This is a genomic window from Pyxidicoccus sp. M6 (genome assembly GCF_055568925.1).
Genome location: NZ_CM145714.1, coordinates 2,990,218 through 3,012,071 on the forward strand (window position 1 = coordinate 2,990,218; position 21,854 = coordinate 3,012,071).

The 21,854-nt window shown below is 66.0% G+C and carries 20 protein-coding genes, 1 tRNA gene and 1 pseudogene; 11 read left to right on the forward strand and 11 right to left on the reverse strand.

From position 1 onward, the window contains the following. The first annotated feature begins 282 nt into the window (after positions 1-282). Positions 283-855 carry an FAD-dependent oxidoreductase gene (locus tag ACVTJA_RS12465; protein WP_465836587.1) on the forward strand — a complete coding sequence of 191 codons (573 nt, stop codon included), beginning with the start codon at positions 283-285 and terminating at the stop codon, positions 853-855. Positions 856-915: 60 nt separating this feature from the next. Here the strand turns inward: ACVTJA_RS12465 and ACVTJA_RS12470 are convergent, their stop codons facing one another. Then, positions 916-1,833 (reverse strand): AraC family transcriptional regulator, encoded by a 918-nt coding sequence (locus ACVTJA_RS12470; RefSeq protein WP_465836588.1) that lies wholly within the window; start codon positions 1,831-1,833, stop codon positions 916-918. 109 nt (positions 1,834-1,942) lie between these two features. On the opposite strand from ACVTJA_RS12470, the gene ACVTJA_RS12475 reads away from it, so the two are divergent. Next, on the forward strand, positions 1,943-2,695 hold the full coding sequence (locus ACVTJA_RS12475) for an SDR family oxidoreductase (RefSeq protein WP_465836589.1): 753 nt from the start codon (positions 1,943-1,945) through the stop codon (positions 2,693-2,695). Between the two features lie 122 nt (positions 2,696-2,817). Here ACVTJA_RS12475 and ACVTJA_RS12480 read toward each other — a convergent pair whose 3' ends face one another. After that, positions 2,818-3,723 carry an aldo/keto reductase family oxidoreductase gene (locus ACVTJA_RS12480; protein WP_465836590.1) on the reverse strand — a complete coding sequence of 302 codons (906 nt, stop codon included), beginning with the start codon at positions 3,721-3,723 and terminating at the stop codon, positions 2,818-2,820. 72 nt (positions 3,724-3,795) lie between these two features. On the opposite strand from ACVTJA_RS12480, the gene ACVTJA_RS12485 reads away from it, so the two are divergent. Continuing rightward, positions 3,796-4,695 carry a LysR family transcriptional regulator gene (locus ACVTJA_RS12485; RefSeq protein WP_465836591.1) on the forward strand — a complete coding sequence of 300 codons (900 nt, stop codon included), beginning with the start codon at positions 3,796-3,798 and terminating at the stop codon, positions 4,693-4,695. 61 nt (positions 4,696-4,756) lie between these two features. Here the strand turns inward: ACVTJA_RS12485 and ACVTJA_RS12490 are convergent, their stop codons facing one another. Together ACVTJA_RS12490 and ACVTJA_RS12495 are read right to left on the reverse strand one after the other, a co-directional pair. Continuing rightward, positions 4,757-6,184, reverse strand: a complete 1,428-nt coding sequence (locus ACVTJA_RS12490) for a M57 family metalloprotease (RefSeq protein WP_465836592.1) — start codon at positions 6,182-6,184, stop codon at positions 4,757-4,759. 465 nt (positions 6,185-6,649) lie between these two features. Next, the gene (locus ACVTJA_RS12495; RefSeq protein ID WP_465836593.1) at positions 6,650-7,303 is read right to left on the reverse strand and encodes a glutathione S-transferase family protein; all 654 of its coding nucleotides are present in this window, start codon (positions 7,301-7,303) and stop codon (positions 6,650-6,652) included. An 89-nt stretch (positions 7,304-7,392) separates the two neighbouring features. On the opposite strand from ACVTJA_RS12495, the gene ACVTJA_RS12500 reads away from it, so the two are divergent. After that, positions 7,393-8,196, forward strand: a complete 804-nt coding sequence (locus ACVTJA_RS12500; RefSeq protein WP_465836594.1) for a helix-turn-helix transcriptional regulator — start codon at positions 7,393-7,395, stop codon at positions 8,194-8,196. A gap of 19 nt (positions 8,197-8,215) precedes the next feature. Here ACVTJA_RS12500 and ACVTJA_RS12505 read toward each other — a convergent pair whose 3' ends face one another. Continuing rightward, positions 8,216-8,995, reverse strand: a complete 780-nt coding sequence (locus ACVTJA_RS12505; RefSeq protein ID WP_465836595.1) for an MBL fold metallo-hydrolase — start codon at positions 8,993-8,995, stop codon at positions 8,216-8,218. A gap of 141 nt (positions 8,996-9,136) precedes the next feature. On the opposite strand from ACVTJA_RS12505, the gene ACVTJA_RS12510 reads away from it, so the two are divergent. Next, on the forward strand, positions 9,137-10,126 hold the full coding sequence (locus ACVTJA_RS12510) for a helix-turn-helix domain-containing protein (protein ID WP_465836596.1): 990 nt from the start codon (positions 9,137-9,139) through the stop codon (positions 10,124-10,126). Between the two features lie 109 nt (positions 10,127-10,235). Here ACVTJA_RS12510 and ACVTJA_RS12515 read toward each other — a convergent pair whose 3' ends face one another. From ACVTJA_RS12515 to ACVTJA_RS12525, 3 genes are all read right to left on the reverse strand, one after another. Continuing rightward, positions 10,236-11,051 carry a hypothetical protein gene (locus ACVTJA_RS12515; RefSeq protein WP_465836597.1) on the reverse strand — a complete coding sequence of 272 codons (816 nt, stop codon included), beginning with the start codon at positions 11,049-11,051 and terminating at the stop codon, positions 10,236-10,238. 136 nt (positions 11,052-11,187) lie between these two features. Further along, complete coding sequence (locus ACVTJA_RS12520) at positions 11,188-12,420, reverse strand: DUF6311 domain-containing protein (protein ID WP_465836598.1); 1,233 nt, start codon at positions 12,418-12,420, stop codon at positions 11,188-11,190. Positions 12,421-12,634: 214 nt separating this feature from the next. After that, complete coding sequence (locus ACVTJA_RS12525) at positions 12,635-14,566, reverse strand: c-type cytochrome (protein WP_465836599.1); 1,932 nt, start codon at positions 14,564-14,566, stop codon at positions 12,635-12,637. 295 nt (positions 14,567-14,861) lie between these two features. Here ACVTJA_RS12525 and ACVTJA_RS12530 point away from each other — a divergent pair. The 3 genes and pseudogenes from ACVTJA_RS12530 to ACVTJA_RS12540 all read left to right on the forward strand — a co-directional run. After that, positions 14,862-15,074, forward strand: a pseudogene (locus tag ACVTJA_RS12530) (IS5/IS1182 family transposase); the annotation flags it as partial. A 16-nt stretch (positions 15,075-15,090) separates the two neighbouring features. Further along, the gene (locus tag ACVTJA_RS12535; RefSeq protein ID WP_465836600.1) at positions 15,091-15,741 is read left to right on the forward strand and encodes a TetR/AcrR family transcriptional regulator; all 651 of its coding nucleotides are present in this window, start codon (positions 15,091-15,093) and stop codon (positions 15,739-15,741) included. A 65-nt stretch (positions 15,742-15,806) separates the two neighbouring features. Then, positions 15,807-16,013: a hypothetical protein gene (locus tag ACVTJA_RS12540; RefSeq protein ID WP_465836601.1), complete on the forward strand. Its 207-nt coding sequence runs from the start codon at positions 15,807-15,809 to the stop codon at positions 16,011-16,013. A 197-nt stretch (positions 16,014-16,210) separates the two neighbouring features. Here the strand turns inward: ACVTJA_RS12540 and ACVTJA_RS12545 are convergent, their stop codons facing one another. Next, positions 16,211-16,726 carry a hypothetical protein gene (locus ACVTJA_RS12545; protein ID WP_465836602.1) on the reverse strand — a complete coding sequence of 172 codons (516 nt, stop codon included), beginning with the start codon at positions 16,724-16,726 and terminating at the stop codon, positions 16,211-16,213. A gap of 672 nt (positions 16,727-17,398) precedes the next feature. On the opposite strand from ACVTJA_RS12545, the gene ACVTJA_RS12550 reads away from it, so the two are divergent. From ACVTJA_RS12550 to ACVTJA_RS12560, 3 genes are all read left to right on the forward strand, one after another. Continuing rightward, complete coding sequence (locus ACVTJA_RS12550; RefSeq protein ID WP_465836603.1) at positions 17,399-17,995, forward strand: carboxymuconolactone decarboxylase family protein; 597 nt, start codon at positions 17,399-17,401, stop codon at positions 17,993-17,995. A 104-nt stretch (positions 17,996-18,099) separates the two neighbouring features. Next, positions 18,100-18,975, forward strand: a complete 876-nt coding sequence (locus ACVTJA_RS12555) for an RNA polymerase sigma-70 factor (RefSeq protein ID WP_465836604.1) — start codon at positions 18,100-18,102, stop codon at positions 18,973-18,975. A 739-nt stretch (positions 18,976-19,714) separates the two neighbouring features. Next, on the forward strand, positions 19,715-20,818 hold the full coding sequence (locus ACVTJA_RS12560) for a PQQ-dependent sugar dehydrogenase (protein ID WP_465836605.1): 1,104 nt from the start codon (positions 19,715-19,717) through the stop codon (positions 20,816-20,818). Between the two features lie 121 nt (positions 20,819-20,939). On the opposite strand, the gene ACVTJA_RS12565 is transcribed toward ACVTJA_RS12560, so the two are convergent. Beyond that, positions 20,940-21,470, reverse strand: a complete 531-nt coding sequence (locus ACVTJA_RS12565; protein WP_465836606.1) for a hypothetical protein — start codon at positions 21,468-21,470, stop codon at positions 20,940-20,942. A gap of 252 nt (positions 21,471-21,722) precedes the next feature. After that, a tRNA-Asn gene (locus ACVTJA_RS12570) sits at positions 21,723-21,795 on the reverse strand. Positions 21,796-21,854: the final 59 nt, after the last annotated feature.

The window sequence follows — 21,854 nt, forward strand, 5'->3', positions numbered from 1 at the left end:
TTCCAGGTCCCTGAATCCGACCAACTGCCAGACCGAACACTCGAGAGGGCTTCACCGGCTGCACGTGCTTCGAAGGCCGCGAGACACACGACTACCCAGATGAGATTTCGAATCATCGCGACTGCTCCCATTCACGGAAACAGGTTGTATCGACGACATGACACTCCTAGTGCGATTAAAATCGAATTTCAAGTGCAACACGAATATCAAGTAAATCACGTACCAGTGAAACACAGCCCGCGCGCTGCGTCAGGCCATGCTCAGGCGCTTGCGGCCGAGTCGGTGGGCACTGCTCGACGGCTCGTTAAGGGTATCGTCGCCCACCGCGAGCCCCACGGCGTCCTGCACACCTACGTCGCGCTCACCCGGCCGCAGGAGTGGATCGCAGGCATCGACTTCGCCGACCCGAAGGCGGCGAAGGCTCGAGTCGCGGCGGAGTTCGACGGCTGGGCGCCAGAGCTCACCGCGCTGATTACCGACGGTGAGACAGCCCCCGTCCTCCGGAAGGTCCATGCGCTCCCGCCCGGACATCGGTGGGAGCGCGTGCCCGGTGTGACTCTTCTGGGCGACGCCGCGCATCTGAACCCACCCGACGGTGAGGGCGCCAACTTCGCGATGTACGACGGCGCCGAGCTCGGGAAGGCCATTGCCGCGCACCGAGGCGACCTCGAAGCCGCGCTCGCCGAGTACGAGGACGCCATGTTCATCCGGAGCGCGAACGCAGCCGTCGAGGCCGCGAAAATCCACGCGCTCTGCTTCAACGATGACAACGCGCCGTACGGGCTGCTCAACCTGTTTACCGGAGGCTCCGCACCGACCTCGCCCGCGCCCTTGCGGCAGAGCACGTCGCCCTGACCGCAATCGACACGACCGCGGAGAAAGGCGCACCCGGCGAGCGGTCCTGAATCATTCGACTCAACGGCGATGAGGACCGTTCCAGCTCGCACGCGCAAAGCGCCCTGGAGGCTGGCCCACGTGCCTGCTGAACGCCATGGTGAAGGTGCTTGCCGAGCTGTAGCCAACGCGCTCGGCCACTTCGGTGATGCTGAGCTCCTGGCTGCGAAGCAGTCCCCTCGCGACGGCCATCCGCCAGTCCAGCAGGTACTCCATCGGGGGCAGGCCCACGGTGCGCGTGAAGCGCTGGAAGAACGCCGAGCGTGAGAGCGCCGCGCTCTTCGCGAGCTGCGCCACGGTCCATGGACGCGTGATGTGGCGGTGCATCTGCCGTATCGCAGGTGCGAGCCGCGCATCCGCCAGTCCGCGCAGGAGCCCCGGAGGTGTGTCGTCGCTCGACGTTGACCGCAGCGCCTCGATGAGCAGCAACTCCACGAGACGCGTCAACACGAGGTCGCGGCCCGAGCGCTCTTCGCTCGTTTCGTCGCCGACAAGGCGTACCAGCGTGGCGAGCCGCTCCACTCCGCGGACGTGCACCAGGGCTGGGAGCAACGACACCATCAGCGCTGCGTCAGGCGAGTCGAAGACGAAGTAACCGCCGAGCAGGCGCACATCCGGGCGGCCGCCACGCCTGCCGTGGCGCACTTCGCCTTTGGGGGCGGGGGCCACCTTGGGGTCGACGCGCTCGGGCGTCACCGGCTCGAAGCCCGAGATGGTGAAGCCCGGCGTTGCCGGCAGAAGTACGAAATCGCCCGCCTCGAGCGTGAGGGGCGGCTGGCCGTCGACAGCCAGCCGGCAGCGCCCTTCGAGCACGGCACAGAAGCTCGGCTGGCCGAAGTCCGAGTAACGAACACCCCAGGAGCCTGCTCCGCTGATGCCCTTCGAGAAGACAGCTCTTGGCTGAAGCAGCGCGATGATTTCCGAAAGAGGGTCCGTCATGGCTGGACTCCAACAGAAGAAATACGGACTCCCCATGGTAGAGCGTCTTCAATGCCGACGGTACCTTCAGAACATCGACGCCGCGCGAATCGCGGCAAGGAGCCGACATATGAAGGCAGTGAAGACGGTGCTCATCACGGGGTGCTCCTCCGGCTACGGACTCGAGACCGCACGCCACTTTCATGCCCAGGGCTGGAACGTGGTCGCAACCATGCGAACGCCGCGTGAGGATGTCCTCCCTCGTTCGGACCGGTTGCGCCTGGTGTCGCTCGACGTGACGAAGCCCGAGAGCATCGCTGCCGCGCTGAAGGAGAGCGGGCCCATCGATGTGCTCGTCAACAACGCGGGCATCGGGCTGATGGGGGCCTTCGAGGCCACGCCGATGGCCACGGTCCGTGAGGTGTTCGAGACCAACGTCTTCGGTGTCATGGCGATGACGCAGGCGGTGCTGCCGGGGCTTCGTGCGCGCAAGTCGGGAGTGATTGTGAACGTGACCTCCAGCGCGACGCTGGCCCCGATGCCACTGGTGGCCGTCTACACCGCAAGCAAGGTCGCCATTGAAGGGTTCACCGAGTCGCTCGCGTTCGAGCTCGAGCCCTTCAACCTTCGAGTGAAGCTCGTCGAGCCGGGCTATTGCCCGGATACCCGCTTCACGAGCAACGGCAGCTCCCGCATGGAAGGGCTGTTCCCCGAACCGTATGCGCCCTTCGCCCAGCGCATCTTCGCTTCGTTCGGACAGCCAGCCACGGTGACGCGCGCGTCCGACGTGGCCGAGGCAGTCTGGCATGCCGCGAACGACGCGTCAGGGACGCTTCGCTTCCCCGCGGGACCTGACGCGGTGGCGCTGGCCCGGACGGCGTAGAATCGGTCATTCCAACTCGGAGTCGGGCGGTCCCAATGCACGCGGCGAGCGCCGCGCGCAGCTCCGCCGAATGACACGCCAGAGCAAAGCGCGCTCAAGGCGTCTTCGGGGACGAGCCGAGGTCAGGTCCGCTCGGCAAGACGGTTCAAGAGGTCCATGTCCTCAGCGCTCAGGGTGAGCGCGGCACTTGCGAGGTTTTCCCTGAGGTGGGTGACTGACGACGTGCCCGGGATGAGAAGCAGGTTGGGGGACCGGTGCAGGAGCCAGGCCAGCGCAACCTGCATCGGTGTCGCGCCCAGCCGCGCGGCCACGTCGTTCAGCGCGCTCGACTGCAGTGGCGTGAACCCGCCCAGCGGGAAGTACGGCACGTAGGCCGTCCCCCTGGCGGCGAGCTGGTCGATCAGTGCGTCGTCACGCCGGTGCGTCAGGTTGTAGTGGTTCTGCACGCAGACGATTTCGGCGATCTTGCGACCCTCGGCGACCTGCGTCGGCGTGACGTTGCTCAATCCGATGTGGCGGATGAGGCCGCGCTGCTGAAGCTCAGCGAGCGCGGTGAGCGGCGCCTCGATGGAGCCTTCAGCCGGGCCCTCGACGCTGAACATCGCACGGAAGTTCACGACATCGAGCACATCGAGCCCGAGGTTGCGCAGGTTGTCGTGGACCGCGCGCTCGAGGTCAGCGGTGGAGAACGCAGGCTCCCACGAACCGTTGGGACCGCGCACCGCTCCGACCTTTGTGGCGATCAGCAGACCGTCGCGATACGGGTGCAGCGCCTCACGGATGAGCTGGTTGGTCACGTGGGGACCGTAGATGTCACTGGTGTCGAGATGGTCGACACCCTGGGCGATGGCCTCTCGCAGCACAGCGACCGCCGCCTTGCGGTCCTTGGGCGGACCGAAGACGCCGGGGCCGGCGAGCTGCATTGCGCCGTAGCCCACGCGGCGAACGGTGTGTGTGCCGATGCGATAGCTGCCTGAGATGTGACTGTGGGTCACGGCGAAGGTCCTTTGTTGAGCGAGGTTGCCCACTCCTCTACGCAAGGGAGCACTGCGCGACTACCGGTGGCACTCCGCACAGGTCGTGCGAAAATCCGCACAGTGATGGATGAGCTCGCTGATCTCACGGCATTCTTGACGGTCGCTCGCGAGGGCGGATTCCGCAGCGCTGCTCGCGTGGCGGACAGCAGCGCTTCGCGCATGGGAGACGCTGTCCGCCGGCTGGAAGCGCGGCTCGGCGTCCGGTTGCTCCATCGAACCACGCGCAGCGTGACGCTGACGGACGCAGGGGCTCGGCTGCTCGAGCGGCTCGCGCCTGCGCTCAGCGAGGTGCGCTCGGCGTTGGACGTGGTCAACGACTTCCGCGACCGACCCGCGGGACGCCTGCGGCTCAACGTACCAATCGCGGCAGCGCGGCTCGTGCTGCCGCGCATCGTGCCGCCGTTCCTCGCGAAGTACCCCGACATCTGCCTGGAGGTGATTGCCGAGGAGCGCCTCGTCGACGTGGTGGCCGAGGGCTATGACGCTGGCATCCGCTACGGAGAGCGGCTCGCGCAGGACATGGTGGCTGTTCCAATCGGTCCTCGCGTCCAGCGATTCGCGGCAGCCGCCTCGCCCGCATACCTCGCTCGTCGTGGGCGCCCCAAACATCCGCGCGAGCTACTGGACCATGATTGCCTGGGGGGGCGGTTTACGAGTGGCCCGCTGCATGCGTGGGAATTCGAATGCGACGGAGAGACGCTCAGCGTCGAGCCGAAGGGCCCGCTGATTGTCGGCCTTGGCACGACCACCGACCTTGCAGTGGCTGCGGCCGTGGCTGGCACCGGCATCATCTACGACTTCGAGGATTGGCTTCGTCCCTTCATCGACCGAGGCGAACTCGAACCCGTGCTCGAATCATGGTGGCCGAGCTTCCCTGGGCCGTTTCTCTACTACCCTGGCCGTCACCACCTCCCGACGCCGCTGCGTGCGTTCATTGACTTCGTCAGAGCGATGCAGCCCTGAAGTGGAGCTGCCCCGGCTCCGCGGGTCAACTCCACTTCAACATCTACACCGCGTCTCGAGCCTACGGCCCGGCCGTGTACGTAGTCGTCAAAGTGGCGCCTGAGTACGCCGAGTACGCGCGGAGGCCGACGTAGTACCTGCCCGCCGCCGGCGCCGTCAACGTGCAGGTCTCGTTGTTGTCACTGAGGTACGGACGACATTGGTAGGTCGTCGTCGTCGGAGCCGTGCCGAAGTTGACGTAGAGGTCCGCGTCACCCGTGCCGTCGCTGAGCGTGAACTTCAACACCGATTGGCCTGAAGGTACGTCGACCGTCCAGTAATTGAAGTGGCCGACGAAGCTGTCAGCGATGTTGATGATCGGGTCCCAGGGGGGAGGGGGCGGAGGCGGCGGGACCACGGGAATGGGCCAGCGCCAGGGCCAGGGCCAGGGCGGGCAAATGGGCGGATCGTCGTACGTGCCGGTCAGGCTGACTCCCGAGTACGCCGAGTACCCGTAAAGGCCGACATGGTACGTGCCTGCCTGCGGCAGCGTGAACGTGCAGGTCTCGTTGTTGCCGCTGAGGTTCGGACGACAGTCGTAAGTCGCCATCGTCGGCGGCGCGCCGAATCTGGCGTAGAGGTCCACGTCACCCGTGCCGTCGCTGATCTTGAACGTCACCTGCGACTTGCCGGCGGGGACCTCGAGACTCCAATACTGGAAGGCGCCCGCGCCACCCGAGACTCCGGTCATCGACAGCCAGGGCACAGGCTGCGCTCCAAAGTAAAGAGCGCTCAATGCCGCGACATCGCTCTTCGTGAATTCCCCCGTCGTGCTCGACGGGGTGCAGGAGTTCATGATGGAGCCGCCCACCGTGGCCGTGCTCGGCGTGCCGGGGATGAGGATGGCGCCCACGCCCGCGGTGCCCTCATTGGTCGCCGTGCCGCCGCAGCTGATGGCGCGGTTGTAGTAGTCCGAGTGACGGAGGCCGAGGGTGTGACCGAGCTCGTGCGTGATGACGTGCTTGCTCACGTCCACGCTGTAGCTCTGCAGGGACGTGCCGATGCTGATGGTGCCGTAGGGGTTGCCGCCGGAGGGGAAGCCCGAGGAGCCACCGGTGCCCGAGGTGGTGGTCGCGGTGATGTTGGCGTTGCAGCCGGTGGTGGGGCCACGCGCCAGGGTGAAGGTGAGGCCCAACCGGTTGTAGTTCTGGATGGCCAGGTCAAGGCCCTGGCTCAGCCGGCTGTAGCTGTTGAACGTGGAGGTGGGGTTGACGCAGATCTTCCTCACGGAGGTGCTGATGAGGTTGGTCGTGCGGTACTGCTCCTGGCTGCCCTTGTCCCTCTGGCGCATCTCGCGGGAGGCCTGAAGGCTCACGGCAGCGTCACCTCCAACGTAGACGACGCCATCGACGACTTCGAGGTCGCTGGCCGGGAACCCCGCCTCCACGAGATTGCCGATGATCTCCTGCGTATCATCCGAGGTTCCTGGAACGGCACTGCAGCCGAACATCCATGCGCTACAGACCAATGCGAATACAGTCGTCCTCGTCGCCATGGGCGTATCTCCTGGCAAGTGTGTGGATCTGCATCCGAGTCACATTCGAGAGACACATTCAGTCTGACTTTGCCCGAGTTGAGCTTGCAAAGACGCAGTGCCTGAGGGCTGGAGTTGTTGGTGCGCATCCTGCGCGCAATCGCGGAGCATTCCTATCCCTAGATTTAGGGAAGGAATATCGGGCCGGGTAGGGGCTTCGACAGAGGGCACCGCCTACTTGGATTCGATTCGACCGAGCTGCCTTGCGGCATCCGCCAGGGGGCTACTACGACCAGGCGCACCTGATTGCCGACTTACGGAAGCTCATCGGGAGCACACCGGGTGACTTCCTGCGGCGTACCGGTGAGGGGGGGCGTTCGCTTCGCCGCGGGCGACGCGGAGGCCACACGGGAGTGCCTCTGATTCAGCATGGCCCCTCGTTCATTCCGGGACGGCTCCCAGTACCGGCGTCAAATCCGGATCGGCCTTCTGCATCGCCCGACGGTAGGCCGGCCGCGCGCCGACGCGTTGCAGATAGGCCAGGATGTTCGGCCAGGGTGAGAGGTCATATGGCTTGAACAGCCGCATCGTGGTCAGCGAGAACACGGTCATGATATCCGCCGCCGTCAACTCGTCGCCGGCCAGATAGGGCGCCTCCCCCAGCCGCTGCTCCAGGGTCGAGAACACCAGCCTGAACCGCTCCCTGGCCGCCTGCAGCAGCGCGTTCGTGTCCGAAGGGTCGACGCGCTCCAGATACCTCACCTGCAAGACGACCGGTTGCAGCGTCCCGTTGGCGAAGTGGAACCAGTAGAGATAGTCGGTGAAACCAGATTCGCCACGCTTCACGGCGAGCCGGCCATTGCCATGGGCCTGGATGAGATACTCGCAGATCGCCCCGGATTCCCCGAGGACGAGGTCGCCGTCGGTGAGGACCGGCGCCGTGCCCATCGGATGAAGCGCCTTGTATTCCGGCGGAGCCAGCCGGTTGTCGGCCCGGCGCTGATAGCGCTTCAGCTCATAGTCGAGCCCAAGCTCCTCACAGAGCCAGACGATGCGCTCCGATTGCGAACGTCCGAGATGATGCACCGTCAGCATACGCGCTCCCTTGCCCGAAGCATTGTCGTGGTCATGCCGGAACCGTAGGCTGCGCGAATCCGCTGAAAAAGGCGTGTCCGCATACCGGTATGGCGACTACCACCCTCCCCGAATTCCTCCGCGCTCGCCGAGAGCGGCTTCACCCCGAATCGACCGGGCGGCGTCGCACTCCGGGACTTCGTCGCGAAGAAGTCGCGGCGCGCGCTGGTGTGAGCGTCACCTGGTACACGTGGCTCGAACAAGGTCGCGGCGGCGTGCCGTCCGACGACGTGCTCGAACGCCTCGCTCGCGCACTCGAGCTCGACGACACGAATCGCGAGATGCTGTTCCTGCTCGCTCACCAGCGTCCGCCACCGCGGCGCCCCATGCCACCCGCCGAGGTCACGCCGGCGCTGCAGCGGGTGCTCGACAACCTGCACGTGCCCGCGTTGGTGAAGACGCCGACGTTTCAAATCGTCGCGTGGAATCGCGCCGCCGTGGCGGTCATCGGCGATTACGCCGCGGTTCCCGAGCGTGACCGCAACATGCTGCGCCGGGTCTTCCATCCCGAGGCCGCCACGTTCCTGCCGCATGGCGATGACATGCGCCGCACGTGCCTCGCCGCGTTTCGCGTCGACATCGAGCGTGCGGGAGCATCCGAAGAAGCTGCCGCGCTCGTCGACGAGTTGATGGAGACGAGCGAGGAGTTTCGCCGGCTGTGGGCCGAGAATGAGCTGAGCACGCACGGAGTGAAGTACAGGCGACTCGTCCGCCCGAAGGTCGGCGAGCTCGTGTTCGAGACGACCGTGCTTTCCGTCGACGACAGCGACGGCCTCAGCATGTTTGTCTTGTCGCCGGTGGATGACGCTTCCGCGCGTGGGGTCGAACAGCTCATCCGCGAGCTTGCCGAGTAGACACAAGGCACAGGTGAAGTTACTGGTACCGCTCGCCGTCATCCGGGACGAGCAGCTTGTGCGCCAGCCCCGCGTGCTGCGCCGCCGCGCGAAGCTCCTCTCGCGTGGTGGGACAGTGGTCCAATGCCTCCAGGTGATTTGCAAGCACGCGGCCCGTTGAGAGGCGGGCCAGCTCCAGTGCGTCTTCTCCGTTCATCAGGATGTCGCCGCCCATGTCGAAGCGCGCGCCTCCCGCGGGCACGATTGCAATGTCGGGCTTCTGCTGCGTCATGCAGGTGCGCACCGCGTCGGTCAGCAGCGTATCGCCCGCGATGTAGACGGTGGGCTCACCGGGGAGCTCAATGAAGTAGCCCACGCCGTGCTCCATCAAGCGACCCACCCACCCCATGCCATGAACGCAGGGAATGGTGGAGATGTGGCCATGGAAGAAGGGGGCGCGCACCAGGGCGCTCAGCGGCCTGGCATCCAGGCCGCGTGCGCGCAGGTACGGCGCATCATGGGGCGTGCAGAACACGGGGATGTGGCGCTCGCGCAGGAAGTGCTTCCCGGCCCGGTCCAGGTGGTCGAAGTGCCCCCGCTGACAATGGGTGATGAGTGCGTGTGTCACCGAGGCCAGCACCTGGTCGCCCTGCGGGGGCAGGTCCACGAGCGGATTGCGGCGCCGTGTCCCGGTGAGCCATTTCAACGAGGGGAGCGCGGCGCGCGGCGCCAGCATGGGGTCTACGAGCAGGTTCACCGGACGCCCGCCGCTCTCGAATCCGAGCACCACGGTGGCGTTGCGCAATTGGGTGATGTGCATGGGGGGCCTCAAGGCACGGGTGGAGCTGCCGTGCATTTGTGCCCGGGCAGGCCTCACGGCACAATGGCAGGAAGTGACAACAACTTTGCGCTTCGTGACATCGATGGCGACCTGTCGAGTCATGCTGGGAGGCATGTGCCCGTGACGTCCTCGCGCCCGCGCCCCCGGCGGATTGGTCTTCTGCTCTACCCGGGCTGCATGCCCGCCGGTCTGCTGGCCACCGCGGACCTGGTGCGTGCCGTGAATCGACGGTCGGGGCGCAGGGTCTGTGAAGTGGTGTGGCTCGGCCTGACGCTTCAGCCCATCGTCACCGAAGACGGGCTGGCGCTGCGGCCCCAGCAGTCCCTTACCGGGAATCCGTGTGACGTGTGTCTGGTGCCCGGGTTCTGGACTGAATCCGAGGCCGACATCGAGAGCATGCTCGGACGTCAGGACAAACTCATCACGGCGCTCCGCCAGGCCGCGGCGGGGCATACGCTGTGGGGGTACTGCGCGGGGGTCGCGCTCGCCGCCGCGGCAGGCCTGCTGGACGGAAAGGCCGCCACGGGAACGTGGTGGTTCCAGCAACTCTTGCAGCGGCGCTTTGGCCGCGTGCGCTGGCGCTTCGCCGAGCCGCTGGTGAGCGACCGCGGGGCCATCACCGCGGCAGGTGCGCAGGGACACCTGCTCCTCGTCACGCAGCAACTGGCACAATGGGTCAGCCCTGACGTGATGCGTGACGTCGAGCACTTGCTGATGCTGCCTCGGCCCCCGGCATCGCATCCTGCGTTCCGCCCGGTGGAGCTGATGGCGCAGCAGTCCGACGGGTTGCAACAACTGCTGGTATACGCCCAGTCCATTCCAGCATCGGAGCTGAGCCTGACCGCTGTCGCTGAGCACTGCGCGGTATCACCACGCACCCTGCGCCGGAGACTCGAGGCGCACACCGGGCTCTCAGCGGGCGCATGGCTGCGCCTGGTCAAGCTGCGTCAGGTGAGCGAGGCCCTGACCACCACGATGGAGCCCCTGAAGGTCATTGGCGAGCGGTTGGGCTATCTCAATGAGAGCAGCCTGCATCGCGCGTTCAGGCAGGTGACGGGCATGACGCCGGTCCGTTACCGACAGGCCTTCGGCAACATGAAGGGCCGCTGAGCCGACATCCACATTCGTGAAGGCCGCGCAGGAGGACCTTGACGCGCGCATGACGCAACCACCGAGTCTTGGGTAGGCACAATTCCCCGTGACGCTGCGTTCACGGCCGTCAGTGCTTCTTGCACACGAACTCGAAGTACTCGCCGACGACCGGGTCCTCGCCCTTCACCAGCCTTCCTCGTGCGAACGAGGTGAATGCTTTGCACTTCGTGCAGTCGTAGTAGTCGTCTTGTTGGTAGTCCTCTCGACGCATCGGACGGCCGCCGTTCCAGAAGCGCCACAGCGCGGTCTCGAGATCGCCGGGCAACCCCGAGAGCAGCTCCTTCTTCTCGAGGCTCGTCTTCCATGCGTCGAACGCGGGCGACCTTCCATCGTCGCTGGTTGCGAAATCGTGTGGGGCCAGCGTCGAGCCGGTGGCCTTCAACCACTCCGCGTAGTGCCGAACGAGCTGCCCGAAGAGCGCTTCGTAGCCTGCGTACGCCCGCTCGAAGGGCTCGAAGAACGCGGACGCCGCAGTCTCGAGCATCAGGCACTCTTTCTCCAGCGCTGCCTCGAGCTCCGCGGTGTTGCTCCACCGAACGTCGGGCCCCGTGGCCTTGCCCTCGGAGACCGTGTGCTCGAATTCCTTTCCGCCAGCGCCGGCCGCGAGAAAGCTCGGAAACAGGTTGACGCGAAACCAGTCGGAGCCGTGCAGCCCCTTCTGAAACGCGACCTGCTCGCGAAGACGCGGATGCATCGACGACCGACGCTCGAACGTCACAATCGGACCCGAGCCGCCGCTGGCCTCGATGAACTCGTACAACGGTGCCGCGGATTCTACGTGCTTGCGCACGAGCGCCGCGAAGCTCTTCGTGGTTTTCGTGGGCTTCTTCGTTGCAGTGACCATGGTGGCGAGTATCGGTGGATTCTGGCGGCGCTGCGCCACCGGAGGCGATTCTCAGGAACAACTGGCGTAGCCCCCACCAGCGTCGTCATCCCGGTGATTGGCTTCGGCCGGAATACGCACATACGGCACCGTGCGGTCGTCCCGTCAATGACAGCTGTGGAGAGAATGCCTGCGCTCAGCGCCCAGCTTGCTGCGCGAGGAGTTGATCCCGAAAGGGGCTGGGAGGCTCCGCTGCCACGCAGACGTGCTGTTCCTCGAGGAGGCCGCAAACCATGCCTGCCTCGGGGCGGAGGAAGGCCGAAAGCGCTTGAGGCTGGACGATGTAGACAGTGTCGCGCGCGAATCTCCCGGCGTGGCCGGCAGCGGTAAAGTCCTCACAGGCCGCCTGGTTCTTGCCGACATCCTCGCGCGCCAGGTACGCGGCATTGATGGTGAGGTGCCGGCGGTAGGCGAGGTCCGAGAGCAGCACCACGTACGGGAAGGGATACTCCTGCGGCTCGCACTTCGGGGTGCGGAAGTCCGGGTGAAGGGGAAAAGGATAGAGCGCGAGATGGCGATACGAAGAGTCCAAGGCATTCCAAGCCTCGTGGCGCAGCCGAGCCCACCGACGCCCAGGGAAGAAGGCGGACTCCTGCCAAATCACCGCCGAGTCCAGGACCTGGACCCCCAGCGTTGCGAGCAAGAGCCCTGTGGCCACCAGGGGCCGGGCTCTCCAGGTTCGCACGCACAGGCCCACGATGGCCGCCACGAGAAGGTAGTGCGCCACCCAGATGAACCGCCCCGAGGCACGAAACGGCTCCAGCAGCCATGCCAACTTGTTGGCCAGCCCCGTGAAGGAGAGCACGACCATGGTGCCCAGCCTCCATTTGGCGGAAAAAGCAAGGCAGGTCACTCCCAGGGTTGCAACCAGCAGGGGCCATGATGGCCGCCAGCGGATGGGCTCTCGCGCTCCGAAACGTGCGCTCACCAGACTCGCGAGCGCCAGCAGAATCATTCCGAATCCCAGATAGCCAAAGCCTTCCGTCTGGCCGAATGCGGCCGGAATCTCCGGCATCCACCGGGACTGGCCAAAGGGAATGATGAACGTGAGCAGGTTGGCGGAAAAGACAGAGAAGCCCGAGCCGCGTATCCGCACGGACCCGCCGATGTACCCAAAGAGAATGAAGGTGCCAGCCACCGCCAACCCCGTCCCAGTGAACGCGCCCAGCGCCTCCAGTCGGGTGAGCAGTCCGTCCAGGGCCTGCAGCTTGATGATGATTGCCACGGTGAGGGCGAAGGTCATGACGGCCAGGTAGGGGTGGACGCCCGCGGCCAGCACGTTGATGCCCAAGGTCCACAGGAGGGTGCGCCGGACACAGGCCCTCTCTGGACAGGCGCGCAGATACAGCCAGAACAGCGCCAGGAGCATCCAATGCGCGCAGAGCGTGTCATGAGCGATGCGGTGGACGAGTGCTCCCCGTCAGCGTCCCTTACCTCCCCCCTCTGCTCCTGCCCGCTACGCCCAAGAGGGCTCCTGTCCTTCCTTCTGTGAAGCGGCCCCCGAATCAGGCACCTCCCCGCCTGGCGTCGATGGGTGTGCCGGAGCGTGGCGAGCGAATCCCCGCCACGCTCCAGCGTAGGGCTCACAACGTCTTCATGTACTCGATCAGCGCGGTGCGCTCCGCATCGGTCAGCACGTCGGTGAACGTGTGGCCCGAGTTCGACTGGCTGAACATCCGGGTGTTGTAGATCTTGCGATCCTCGATATCCGAGTTCGAGAAACTCGGGGCCACGATGCTGCCGAGGAGGTTCCAGGCCAGCGCGCCGTTGCCGTACAGCAGCGACAGCCCGCTCTCGATGAGCGGCGTCTCGTTCGGATCCCATGGATTGCAGTGGTTGAATGGCGAGAAGGTCAGGTGGCTGCACGGAATCGTGTCGTACTTCCACCCGACCTTGGTCTGGTCATAGGCCTTCGCGAGGTCGGTCTCGAATCCCATCACGACGCCGAACCTCGGCGACTTCGACTTGCGACGCCAGATCCGCGGGCGGTCCGACGACTTGAGCAAGCTCCAGAGGTCGGGCACCGAGCCGTTGTGGAAGTAGGGGGCGGACGCCCAGATACCGTAGAGAGGCTGCGCGAGATAGCCGATCATGTTGTACTTGTCGGCGCACCCATCCTGACCTTCGTACCCGAAGAAGCTGTACCTGGCCTGGGTCTCGATGGCTCCGTCGTTGGCAAGCATTCGGGCGTCATCGGTGTCGATGACGTCGATCGGCGTGAGGTTGGCCGCCATGCCCTCGAACAAGGGATTGGCGAGGAAGTTCGGATCGTTCACGTAGCGCGGCGCGTAGGCTCCATGGCAGCTCGCGCACGAGCCGTTGCCGGCCTGCTGCGGCTTCACGACCGGGTTGTCGCGGTTCGCTGCCCACAGATCGAGCGTGTGGAACAGGATCGACCCCTGCTCCGCGAGCTCCGTGTTGACCGGCAGAGGGTAGGCCGGCGACTTCAGACCGAGCATCCAGGTGTTCGCCTGGTACTCGTTGTTGAGGATCCAGTCGTAGCCGTCCTGGTAGTTCGGTGTTGCGGCGCCCGGCATGTACCACGAGAGCTCGATGCGCGTGGCGTCGCTGCTCATACCGGCGTCGTAGAACTTCACCGGCCGGTGCCCGAGGTTCCACCAGTTCGGCGGGTCTTCCGTGCCGGTCGAGCCGGCCGCCCAGATCTCCGGATTGAGGAAGACGCCGGGGATCGTCCCGTCGGGATCGAAGATCGTGAGCAGGGCGAAGAGCTGGAAGTTGGTGATGTTACCCGTGCCGCGGATGCGGTTCAGGGAGGCGATCGTGAAGGCGGGGTTGAGGCCGCCGAGCTCGCTCAAGAGCAGGGTCACGTCGGTGAGGCCGTTGGTGCCGTGTAACGCCCCTAGGCCCGCGCCGTCGCCCGCCTTGCCAACCTGGCCGCTGTGACAGACCGAACACGTGACGCCGATCTGTCCGCTCCACGAGCCGTCGGGGTTGCGTGTCTGGGTCAGTGCCATCGGCAGCTGGCCGGAGCCACCGTTCGTGCGGTTCGGATCCTCGAACGGGAGAGGATACGGATTGCGCTGCGGGCTGAGAGGGCTGCCGTAGCGCTCGGCGACGAGGTTGTCGAAGTCGGAAGGGCGAAACGGCAGGCCCCACTTCAGCCACAGCGCGTTGTACTGGGACGCCGACATCGACCAGAGACTCCAGGCGGAATGGCCGCTGAACTCCCAGCCGGCATCGGGACTTCCGTTTCCGCCGAGCAGCCGCCCTCCAGCCGCGCTGCTCGACCGCAGCTCGCCACACGTCAGCGGAGCCCGGTCCATGCACGAGTTCCACCCCACGTTGAAGACGACGTTCTTGTTCGACGTCGGCGTCACGAGTGACCGTGGGTCGGGCGGTAGGAGCGTCGCATCGGACTTGCCCGTACAGAACTCGAACCAGTAGTGCCCGCCACGTTTGCTGCCGAGCAGGTCCGATTGAGCTGCCGCCGGTGTGATGCCGGCGCTCACAAAACACATCGCGACGAGAACGCTTCGAGCCAGACGTGCCGCCATGACGTCCCTCCTCCTGACATCCTGTGGGTCGGTCGGATGGGGCCTCGGTCCGACCGGGTGGGCGCGTGCTCGGAGATGTCAGTTTCCGAGTCGCACGCGGGGTATGAGCTCTTTTCCCGCGCGTACCGGAAAGGGACATTTGTCGCGAAAGTGCTGTAGGCGACATTTGTCGCCTAGTAGCCCCTGACGAGAGTCAGGGTTGGGCTGGTCGCAGGCGAAGCTGGGGCGACCTCGTGCGGACGACAGAGCAGCCCTGGAAGCCATCGTCTTCGTGCTCCGAGTGAGGATGCCCTCGGGCCAGCGCCGGCTCCGCCCCGGGAAGCTGCATGGCGACAAGGCCTATGCTTCGAGGAAGAACCGCCGTGGGCTGCGCCTGCGCCGCATCGCCTCTCGTATTGCCCGTCCGGGCGTCGAGTCCAAGGAACGACTCGGCCGCCACCGCTGGGTTGTCGAGCGAACCCTGGCGTGGAAGAACCAGCTCCGCCGACTTCGAGTCCGCGACGAACGCAATGGAGTCAAATGCCATGACTGACGATGCGCGTCACTCCGCCCCCAACCCAGATTTCGTGGCGCGCAAGCCGCAGCAGCAGCGCGCCAAGGTCCGGGTCGATGCCGTGCTCCAGGCGGCGGAGGAACTGCTGCTCGAATCAGGGCTTTCGGCCTTCTCGATCCCGACGCTGGCGGAACGTCTCGAGTACCCTCGATCGACGATCTACAAGTTCTTTCCGACCCCCCAAGCCCTCCTCAACGAGCTCGCGGAGCGCCAACTCGGGGCGCTGGAAGCGCACCTGACGAGCTATGCCCAAAGCCTCGCGGGGGCCAAGGACTGGCAGGAATTGATCACGCGCATGGTTCATGCGGCGGCGGATTTCTACCGCACGCATCCGGCGGCGCAGGTCGTCCTGCTGACCGGGCCGGTCTCGGATGTGAGCTTTCGCGCGCTCGAATCCACGATCGCGCGCCTCGGCACGCTCGCGCGCAGCCTGCTCGCGACGCGCGGCATCGACATCCCGCGGGGGTCGCCGGACATCGCAGCGCTGGCGGTGGAGTTCGGCACCGCGAGCCTACGTACGTCCTTCTACCTTCATGGCCGCATGACGAACGAATACACCCAGGCCGCAGCCGACGTGATGATGTCATTCCTGGCAATGCGGCTGGGATTGCCGCTGCGCTGAACCACCCACTCACCCCTTGGGGGGGCGCCTGAGATGCTCGCGATCTCGCCAGACTGGAGAAGCACTTGCAGGGGCTGTGGAAGCGTCTGCTAGACCATCTGGTCAACGAGCAAGGACTCGCAGGGGCCGACGTCCTGGCGGCCATCCGCTACATCGTGCGGGTCAGCAATCTGCCCTTCCAAGAAATCAGGCAGCTCGTCATCGACGCAGTGCCCAGCACCGAGGTGGCCATGGGAATCGCAGCCGAAGAACTCCACCAGCATGGACTGTAGCAGGGGCACCAGCAGGGGCTGCCCCAAGGGCACCAAGAGGGGTACCAGGCGCTCGACAGGGTGAAGCACCACGTCGAGCTCAAGGTGAGGCGGTTTGCGGCGAAGAGAGCGAAGCGAGGGGGATTCGGTTGGAAGCGGTGGAGTAAGGATGTCGTGTACGGAAGCTGGGGTCTCTTCAATGACTACCGGGTGAGGTACTACGCCGCCCTGAAAGCTGGCCTCCCACCGAGCGCCTTGCCCACCCGACATAGAAGCGCGCGCGTCCGCTTCTCGTGGTGGCTCGATTGGTTCCCAAGGAGTGTTGCCACATCGCCCTGGGAGAGGGTGTCGAGCATGTGGACCTGCGCGGCGAGCTCCGCGCGCAGCTCGCCGCATGACGGCGGGCAGAGCTTCGCCGCCTCCGTGAGCAGCCAGAGTTGCTCGTGAAGGCAACGCAGGACGAGGAACGCCTCGTTGCGGAGACGTGCGGGCGTAGCCGCAAAGGCCCGCGTCGCACGCTGGCCGGCACCGTAGCAGTCGTACGCGGCACAACCCCGGCACCCACGCGAGATGAGCTCGGCGTGGATGGAGCAACGATTCCCGCGCGTCAGGTATCGACAAGCCACCCCCGCCGGCTTGTCGAAGGGGAAGTCCTCGGAGCGCTCGAAGGAGGTGGCGACGCAGCACAGGGCAGCACAGGCGCTGCAGTCCGGAATGAGGTCGGGACGGCGCATGGGGCACCTCGGGACGCACGGCGCCCCACACGCGTGCGCCATCCACACGCGGCAGGGCCGGCGTCGTTCAGTTCAGTGGAGGGTAGGGAAGGGGACCGCGGGGCGAGGGCGAGTGCCCTCTCCGGCGGGGTGGGACGCGAATCTGTCGGGGTTCAGGGCCAGAAGCACCCGGGCCCCGCGACGACTTCCGCGGCGAGGCCCATGTAGAAAACAAAAAGGCCCCGCCATTGCTGGCAGGGCCTTCCATTCAGCTCCCCGAACGGTCGGCTCCACGAACTCGTTCTCGGCTTTTCTCTCGAGAACCCGAACTCTCTGAGGGTGGAAGGCGCTGCAATATCCAGTGGTTACGGGCGGCCAAGTGGAGGGCTTGCCAGTCCGGGCCCGATTCGTTCGCCGCGAACTTCACGGCGTGTGTGCCCGGATGGCATGGCGTAGGGCTGGCATCCGCTTTCCTCGTCGATGGTTCCTGCGCAGCTGCGCGCGGTGCGTGGGCCGCAGGTAATGGGCGAGGTCGTACATCGCCGCGGCGGTCAGCCGGCGCAGCGCCTCGGGGGCCACCTGGAGGAGCGTCCACAGCCACGGGTGACGAGGGTCTCCGGCCCGGATGTCACATCCCGCTGGCGGGCGGTGTCTCCAGGTCGTCGGAACCCGATACACACACCAGGAGAAGACATGACCTCGACCAGGATTCCCCCGAAGGAGATCACCGGGCTCTACGGCGCGTTGGTGAAGAAGTTCGCCAGCAGGACGTTCGGTCAGGTCCCCCAGTCGCTCGGCGTGATGTGGCACCACCTGCCGGTGCTCAAAGCCAGCATGGGCTTCGGGCAGAAGCTACAAACGTGGGACCAGTGCGACGAGAGCCTGAAGTCGTACGCGCACATGGCGGTGGCGTCGCTGGTGGGCTGCTCGTGGTGCCTGGACTTCAACTACTTCATGGCCCACAACCGTGGGTTGGACGTGAACAAGGCGCGAGAGATTCCGCGGTGGCGGGAGTCGAACGTGTTCACCCCGCTGGAGCGGGAGGTGCTGGGGTATGCCGAGGCGATGAGCCAGACTCCCCCCACGGTGACCGACGAGATGGTCGCGAGCCTGAGGCAGCAGCTCGGTGCCGCAGCGCTCATCGAGCTCACCACGGTTATCGAGTTCGCCAACCTGACGACCCGCTCCAACACCGCCCTGGGCATCGAGTCGGAGGGCTTCGCCGCCTCGTGCGGGCTGAAGCCGATGGCCCAGCCGAGCGCACGGCTGGAGGGAGCGTCCGCGTCATGACGGCCTCGACGCGCCCGACGTCGCCGGGAGACGAGCCTGCCGGCGAGGGGGCTTGCTCGACATCCTCGCCTGACGCGACCCTCGCTCCGCACGAACCGCTGGGCTTGGAGGACCCCTTCGTCACCCACCGTAGCCTGCTCTTTACGGTCGCCTACGAGATGCTCGGCTCCGCGGCCGACGCCGAGGACATCGTGCAGGAGGCCTGGCTGCGGTGGGCGGACATCGGTGACGCAGGTCGGGCCGAGGTGCGCGACCCGCGCGTCTACCTGGTCCGGATTGTCACCCGGCAGGCCCTCAACCGGCTGCGCACGCTCGCCCGCCGCAAGGAGGAGTACGTCGGCGAGTGGCTGCCGGAGCCGCTACTCACCAGCCCCGACGTCGCCAAGGACGTCGAACTCGCGGAGAGCGTCTCAATCGCGATGCTCACCGTGCTAGAGACCCTCACCCCGGCCGAGCGGGCGGTGTTCGTGCTCCGGGAGGTCTTCGACATGCCGTACGACGAGATCGCCCCGGTGCTCGACAAGACGCCCGCCGCCGTCCGGCAGATCGCCCACCGGGCGCGGGAGCACGTGGCCGCACGCCGCCCCCGGATGCAGGTCGACCGGGCGGAGCAGAAGGCCGTCCTGGAGCGGTTCCTGGCCGCGGTCAACTCCGGCGACCTGCAAAGCCTGCTCGACGTGCTCGCCCCCGACGTGGTGCTGGTCGCCGACGGCGGCGGCCTGGCGGCGGCGGCCCGGCGCCCCATCGTCGGTGGAGATCGCGTGGCCGGATTCCTGTCCCGCTTCCCCTCGCTCGCGCCCGGCGCTCGGATTGCGACCGTGTGGATCAACGGCGCGCCCGCGCTCCGGGTCGACGCCGCCGGCGACTTCGACACAGCGGTCAGCGTCGTCGTCGAGAGCGGCCGGATTACCCGTATCTATGCCATGCGCAACCCGCACAAGATGGCCCGGCTCGACAAGCAGGTGACGCTGAGCCGGTAGCGGGCATGGAGCGGCTGCGCCCAAGCATTGGAGAAATTGGAGCGCTTCCAGCCCTCACCCTCAACATGGCTTCTATCCACGCCTACATGCTGCTTGCAGGGCGCACCCCGTTTTCAATCATTGTTTAAAAGCCCTTAACGCCCCGGTTGCTAGTGCTCCGCGGACTCGCGGTGTATTTCCGTTTCACCAAGACGCTCGCTCGCCCGGCCAGAAGCACTCGCGCGCGCGACAAGGAACGCGGGTCGCAGCAAATCCCTCTTTCTTTCGAGGCAATAACCCCATGTCTGGAAGACGCCTCTGCCTCTCTCTCCGCAACGGCATCAAGATTCCGGCCCTCGGGCTCGGCGTGTTCGAGGCGACCGTGGGGGCGTACCGGGCCGCCGGGAAGCGGCTCGCGGACGGGCGCGTCCGTTGCGGAGCCATGCTGCTTCACCAACGACTTGGGCTCGTCGCAGCGCTCTGTGCCTCTGCCCTCGTGGCTTGTTCAGACCGCCCCTCCACCGAGAGCGATGCCGGCGTCGAAGTGGATGCCGGGAGTCTGACCGATGCTGGAGGGCAAAACCCAACGAGTGACGCCGGTGAGGCCGACGGCGGCGGGAGCTCTGATGCCGGCACCTCCGATGATGCTGGGACTTCCGATGCGGGCACTTCTCTCACGAACAGCTGCCTGGGGCCTTCGAGCGCGAACGTAGCCAATGCGAGGTTGCCAGGGGGGTACTGTGCATGGACCTGGGCGACCGTGACTGATCCGCGAGGGTTGATCGTCGCTCCGAACGGAGACGTACTGGTGGTCGAGCGCCGCGCGGGCCGAATCACCGCGCTCTACGATTCGAACGGTGACGGCGTTTCGGATTCGTCCGAACGGGCGACGCTGGTCGAGGTCAGCGGGCTCAACCATGGCATCACACTGCACAACGGATATCTCTATGCCTCCTCCGCGACGCGCGTCCTGCGTTGGCCGTTCGCGACCGGAACGCGAGCAGCGCTGAGCGGCCAAGAGGAAGTGGTGACCGGCATCCCTTCGGGCGGCGTCGCGGGCGGCCATGTCACCCGGACGATTGTCTTCGACGCCGAAGGCCGCCTCTACGTGAGCGTCGGTTCAGCCGCGAACGTGGACAGCGATTCGACGCGCGCTCGCATTCGTCGCTTCACCGCGGCCCAGGTTCAGGCAGGCAACGTGGCTTTCACGGACGGCGAGGTGTTCGCCGATGGCCTGCGGAACGAAGTGGGCCTGCGTTTCGACAGCCAGGGCAGGCTGTGGGGTGTGGAGAACGAGCGAGACAATCTCAATCGTGCCGACCTCGGGGGCGACATTCACACCGATAATCCCGCTGAAGAGCTGAACCTCTTCGCCGAAGCGGGACGGTTCTACGGCTATCCCTATTGCTTCAGTGAGTTCCTGCTTCCGGCGGGTGTGGGAATGGGCCCAGGGACACAGTGGGCGGATCCGGGCTTCATGAATGATGGTACCCACTCCGATGCGTGGTGCCGCGATGTCAACAATGTGGTGCCTCCGATGTTGGCGATGCCCGCTCACGGTGCGCCGCTCGACATCGTCTTCTACGACGGCGCGTCCTTCCCGCCCGAGGTGGTCGGCGACGCCTTCGTCAGCTTCCACGGTTCCTGGAATCGACAGCCCGCCCGGGGCTACGAAGTGGCGCGAGTGGTGTTCGAGAACGGGTTGCCGGTTCGCTACGAGCCGTTCTTCGAGCTCAACGGCACCGGCGACACCTCAGCCGACTGGCCGCATCGTCCAGTAGGATTGGGTGTGGGGCCCCATGGCGAGTTGTTTGTGAGCAGCGACGCGTCAGGCCGAATCATCGCAATCGGCTACCAGCGATAACCAGACGCCCCGCGCTCAATTCGTGCGCACGAACAGAATCGCGTGGCTCGTGTCGACGCAGGCGCTTTCTGGTGCCCTGGTGATTGAACGACTCATTGGCGAAGGGAAATCCAAGGAGGAGTCAGTCATTGCAATTCACAGTGGAGCGGCCCCAGGCGCGTCCACCCAGTGCCTCGCCGACCCGGCATAGAAGCGCGCGCGTCCACTTCTCGTGATGGCTCGATTCGCTCTCGAGGAGCGCTGGCATATCGTCCTGAGCGAGGGTGTCGAGCGCCTGGACTTGCGCAGCGAGCTCCGCACGCAGCTCGCCGCACGACGGCGGGAGGAGCTTCGCCGCTTCCGTGAGCAGCCAGAGTTGCTCGTGAAGGCCCCTCAAGACGAGGAATGCCTGGTGGCGGAGGTGTGCGGGCGCGGCCGCGAAGGCGCGCGTCGCGCGCTGGCCGGCGCCATGGCAGTCGTACACGGCACAGCCCCGGCACCCACGCGAGATGAGCTCGGCGTGGATGGCGCAGCGGTGACCTCGCGTCAGGTACCGGCAGGCCACCCCCGCCGGCTTGTCGAAGGCGAAGTCCTCCGAGCGCTCGAAGGAGGTGGCGACGCAGCACAGGGCGGCACAGGCACCGCAATCCGGAACGAGGTCGGCACGGCGCATGGGGCACCTCGGGACGCACGACGCCCCACACGCGTGCGCCATCCGCACGCGGCAGGGGCCGGCGTCGTTCAGTTCAGTGGAGGGTAGGGAAGGGGACCGCAGGGCGAGGGCGAGTGCCCTGTCCGGCGGAGTGGGAGGCGAATCTGTTGGGGTTCAGGGCCTGAAGCACTCGGGCCCCGCGACGTCCGCCACGAGGCCCATGTAGAAAACAAAAAGGCCCCGCCATTGCTGGCAGGGCCTTCTGTGCTTCAGCTCCCCGACGTGGACTCGAACCACGGACCTAGTGATTAACAGTCACCCGCTCTACCGGCTGAGCTATCGGGGAATATGTCTGTCGCGGCGGAACGGCGTTGCCGAGATGACGCGCTTTGTAGAGAACGGAGC